This window comes from Moorena sp. SIO3B2, assembly GCF_010692525.1.
Taxonomy (GTDB): Bacteria; Cyanobacteriota; Cyanobacteriia; order Cyanobacteriales; family Coleofasciculaceae; genus Moorena; species Moorena producens.
In genome coordinates this window covers 1-4,570 of the sequence record NZ_JAAHHE010000430.1, presented here as the reverse complement: position 1 = coordinate 4,570, position 4,570 = coordinate 1, and the positions used below count along the sequence as shown (strand labels likewise).

At 45.0% G+C, this 4,570-nt stretch carries 4 protein-coding genes; 2 read left to right on the top strand and 2 right to left on the bottom strand.

Annotated features, from left to right (window positions below; genetic code table 11):
* Both F6K38_RS35400 and F6K38_RS35395 read right to left on the bottom strand, forming a co-directional pair.
* Window positions 1-1,967 (bottom strand): iron uptake porin (locus F6K38_RS35400; RefSeq protein WP_287359765.1); only part of this gene is annotated, 1,967 nt, incomplete at its 3' end.
* Window positions 1,968-2,339: 372 nt separating this feature from the next.
* Complete coding sequence (locus F6K38_RS35395; protein WP_287359763.1) at window positions 2,340-2,564, bottom strand: hypothetical protein; 225 nt, start codon at window positions 2,562-2,564, stop codon at window positions 2,340-2,342.
* A gap of 302 nt (window positions 2,565-2,866) precedes the next feature.
* Here F6K38_RS35395 and F6K38_RS35390 point away from each other — a divergent pair, with 302 nt between their 5' ends.
* Window positions 2,867-3,202: a XisI protein gene (locus F6K38_RS35390; RefSeq protein WP_287359762.1), complete on the top strand. Its 336-nt coding sequence runs from the start codon at window positions 2,867-2,869 to the stop codon at window positions 3,200-3,202.
* An 88-nt stretch (window positions 3,203-3,290) separates the two neighbouring features.
* Window positions 3,291-4,570 (top strand): AAA-like domain-containing protein (locus F6K38_RS35385; RefSeq protein ID WP_287359761.1); only part of this gene is annotated, 1,280 nt, incomplete at its 3' end.

Below are 4,570 nucleotides of genomic sequence, written 5' to 3'. Positions count from 1 at the left end.
GTGAAGGTGGTTCTGAGAGTACCAATGACCACATCATCGTTGTCAGAACTTTGGTTAGGATTGAGAAGCCAAATCACACCAGGGGTGACGGAGATGTTGTTGTTGACTTTGTACTTATAGAACGCTGAAACCTGGTAGGCAAAATCATTGTCAAAGTTACTGTTGCCATTATCCAAATCCAGTCCTCTGAGGGTTGGTGCCGCACCACCAAAAATTCCGGCCAGATTACCTTTTTTGCCCAAATCGGGGAAAGCGATACCAGCAGCAAAGTTCCAAATTTCAGCATCACCCAAGCCAATCAACTCAGCATCGGTGTAGCCTGCCCAGCCATTGAGTACGATGTTGGGGGTAAGTCTCAAAGAGGTTTCAACACCGAAAGAGTTGCTTTCCACCCTTGCGGTATCAAAGTCAACTGTGCCTAAACTGGTAGCATTCCCCAAAGCTGTTGGATTGAGATTAGCCAGGGCTGTGCCAGTACCCCCTAGGATTAAACGGGGTCGTCCAGCACCATTATTTTCGTAACCCCGAATGTAGGTGAATCCAACTTTGAAATCACTACCATAAACCAACTGAGCGATCGCAGAAAAGTTGCCATTGAATAGACCCTGGCCTTCTTGAGGATTGCTAGCGGTGTTGGAGATGTAACCTAAATCAATCCGAACATCCTTGATGGGCTTGATGGCAAGAGCAGCACCAGCACCGAATGGCCCAATCCGATAGATGGGATTACGTTCAGCAAAACGGGTAATAGCATTGGAACCACCAGCACGACCTTCAAAGAAAGGGTTAACGGTATCGACGTAATAGTGATGCAGTGCTCGGTTAGCCAACAGTTGAACCGTTACTTTATCCCCTAGGGGGAACTTATAGCGCAAGATATCAATAATAACGTCATTACCACTCGGTCCATCGTAGGTAAAGCGACCTTCTTGAGTTCCCGCCAGCTCGCCACCAGCCCCTGTGATCAAGGTTGGGGCATCCCCAGCCTGAAGACGGGTTTGGAGCATGTCCTTACCGGTAAAGCTGGTTAAGAAGTTGAGACGAGTCCGGTTGTGAAAAACAGTCTGAACATCATCAGCATCCCCTCCAAAGGCATCAGCTAGAGCAAAGATCACCTCACCCTTGAGTTTAGTGGTGGTGGAAAACTGATGGTCTTCTAAGAAGGCTACCCGTCCTTCTAGGTTATCTACTCGTGCCCCTAGGGTAGCCAGTTCTGTTTCAAACTCTTGTATTAACCGTTGTAGACTTTCTAAGTCCTCACGGGTGATAAAATCTCCAGTAACGCCCCCCAGTAAACGCTCAATTTGGTTCAAACAGGAATTCAAACCAGCAGCAAATTCGTAGCGAGTCAAAGCTCGGTTACCCCGGAAGGTAGCATTGGGATAACCAGCAATACAGCCGTAGCGTTCTACCAAAGAGCGTAATGCTTCATAAGCCCAATCTCCAGGGGAAATGTCTCTGAGTTGAGACACATTAGTGACTTGTTCCATAGAGTCATCCTCTACAGTCTGTCCACTCAGTTGAGAAACACCAGTCACCGGTCCCATCAAGTCATCCTCTGCAGTTTCCTCGTCACCGTATGACGTCACTGAATCACTAGCAGAATTACTGATAGTGGAATTACTGATAGTGGAATTACTGGTAGTGGAATTACTGGTAGTGGAATTACTGGTAGTGGAATTACTGAGCTTAACCGTATACCCAGTAGAGGCATCAGAGGCATCAGCCACTAATGGCAGATCAGAGGCAAGAACGGACTGAGTTAGGGAAGTGACCTCAGGGAGTGCTTGTAAAGTCAGTGTTTCTACTGTAGTGGTAGGCTTGACAGCGGATTCTTGAGAGATAGTCTCTTCTGGCAAAGCTTCCTCAGTTGCTGCTACTGCTGAGGATGAAATCAATAGGGTTGCCCCAACAAACAAGGTGGGGGATTTTAGCACAGAGAGCCACAAATTTTTTGATCTGTTCACAGGGTTTCCTCACACTCAATCAGGGTTTTGACTCGATCAAGTCAACACGACTACCGTCAAGTCAACACGACTACCGTCTCTTGTCAGGTCTGTCACTAATTCATGACAAATTGATTACAACATGGCACACAGAGATAACAGATCAGGAAATACCAGCTTCAGAATTCTGGTAGTTTTTCTGCTCATCTCCCGATCCCGTAATGCTCCTTTGTCCTGAGTTAGTGTCATTTGAGCCCTTTTTGATCAGTTTTTGATCAAGGGATAGTTAAGAGACGATTAACTTTAACGATTTTAAGAATTACCTTGGATGGAGGTTTTGTTTGTATTTTTTAATACAAAAAATTTAGGCTTGATGGAATTAAAGCATATTAATTATGCAATTATGGTAATAATATTCGATATTAGATCAGGTTTAACCTCTGTAATCCAAATTTTTGATATATGATACATATTTATTTTAATTAACACTGTTATAAGTAACAATAAACAATTATTAAATTCGGGAATCGGGAATCGGGAATCGGGAATCGGGAATCGGGAATCGGGAATCGGGAATCGGGAATCGGGAATCGGGAACAGGGAACAGGGAGGGTGCATCTGAGTTTGGCAATTAGGCAAAAATTCCCACACTCCCCGCGCCCGGGCCCCACACTCCCTTTTTACAAATATGAGATGCACCCAACATCAGCTACGTAGAAAATAACTTAGAATTAGTGTTTGTAGAATTACCGAAGTTTGAGAAGCAGTTGGAGGAGTTAGACCAACTCGATGAGTTGTGGATGTATTTTTTAAAAAATGCGCCTTCCTTAGAGACGGTGCCACTGAAAATGGCGAATAAGCCTAAAATAATACAAGGTAAAACTACTAGTTTTTGACCCAGACAAGGAGGTAGTTGTACAGTGGAACGATTGAACCAGTATCGGCAATGGATTCAGCAGGTGTTAGCTCGACATAAACAGTTTGTACCTTCTTATGGTGAGATTGAACAATTTACAGTGTTTGACCACAACGATGATCATTATTTACTAGTAACAGTTGGCTGGTCAGGTGACCGTCGAGTTTGTGGTTCGTTGATCCATATTGATATCAAGGGAGAAAAAATCTGGATTCAACATGATGGTACTGAGGTTGGTGTAGCCGATGAGCTCGTAGAATTAGGAGTACCTAAGTCAGAAATTGTCATCGGTTATCATGACCCCAACGCACGTAAGTTGACAGAATTTGCCGTAGGTTAAAAGGTGAGTTATGCCTGAGTTGTACCTGAGTTGGGCTAAGTCCCTAGGAAAGAGCGTTATAGTTTGATTAGCTCATCTAACCTAGACCATGCCACGCTCACTTAGAGTTCGCCCAGAGTATATTGACCAGGTAAAATTAGCGGTTCAACGCAACGGTTTCCCTCGCCAGAAAGATTTAGCTGAGGAGTTATTGATATCTCTATCAACCGTCAATAATTATCTCAATGGCAGAGCTGTAGATAACCTGAATTTCAAAGAAATTAGTGAAAAACTGGGGCAAGACTGGAATGCGATCGCATTTTTTGAGGACAACATTGACAATGATACGTCAGCCAATGTAAAAGTAAATTCAGAAGTATTGTACACACACTGCCCTGAAGAAGACTCTTCATTGATTTATGTTGAACGTCCTCCCATTGAACACTCCTGTTATCAAGCCCTTTTAGGTCCCGGTGCCTTGGTCAGGATTAAAGCCCCGAGGCTGATGGGGAAGACATTGCTGATGGTGAGAATGTTGGATCAGCTTGCCCAGAAGGGCTACCGAAAGGCCTATTTAAATTTTCACTTAGCCAATAGCAATGACTTGACCGATGTGGATCGATTGTTCAAGTGGTTTTGTATCAGTGTTGCCCAAAGCTTGAAGATACCAAATCGGTTAAGAGACTATTGGGATGAAGACTTTTCCACCGCTAAGGTCGATTGTACCGAATACTTTGAGAACTATCTTCTGCCTGAAGCTGGGGCTCCCGTGGTTTTATGTCTCGATGAAGTAGACCGAGTTTTTCCCTACCCTGAGGTGGCTTCAGAGTTTTTGGGATTGCTGAGGGCGTGGCACGAACGGGGGAAAGTGGAACAGGTCTGGAAACGGTTGCGGTTGGTGGTTGTTCATTCCACAGATGTCTATATCCCTCTCAATATAAATGAATCCCCGTTTAATGTGGGAGTGCCCATCGAATTACCAGAATTTACCCCGGAACAAGTCCAGGAATTAGCCCGACAACATGGACAGGATTTGAGTGAATCCCTTGTGGAGCAACTGATGGGGATGGTGGGAGGTCATCCTGATCTGGTACAGCAAGCCTTATCTCACTGCCAAATCCACGGTAATAACTCCCTGGCGCAACTGTTGCAAGCCGCTCCCACAGATGCTGGCATCTACGCCAACCACCTGCGACATCTGTGGCGGATGCTGCAACCACACCCAGACTTGGCCAAAGCACTATTACAGGTGATTGATGCTAACGCTCCTGTGCATCTGGACTTGATCGCAGCCTATCAGTTGTACAGCATGGGGCTAGTGAAAAAGCAAGGCAATCAGGTCATGGCCAGTTGTAATTTATATCGACAGTATTTTAGAGACCACCTAGG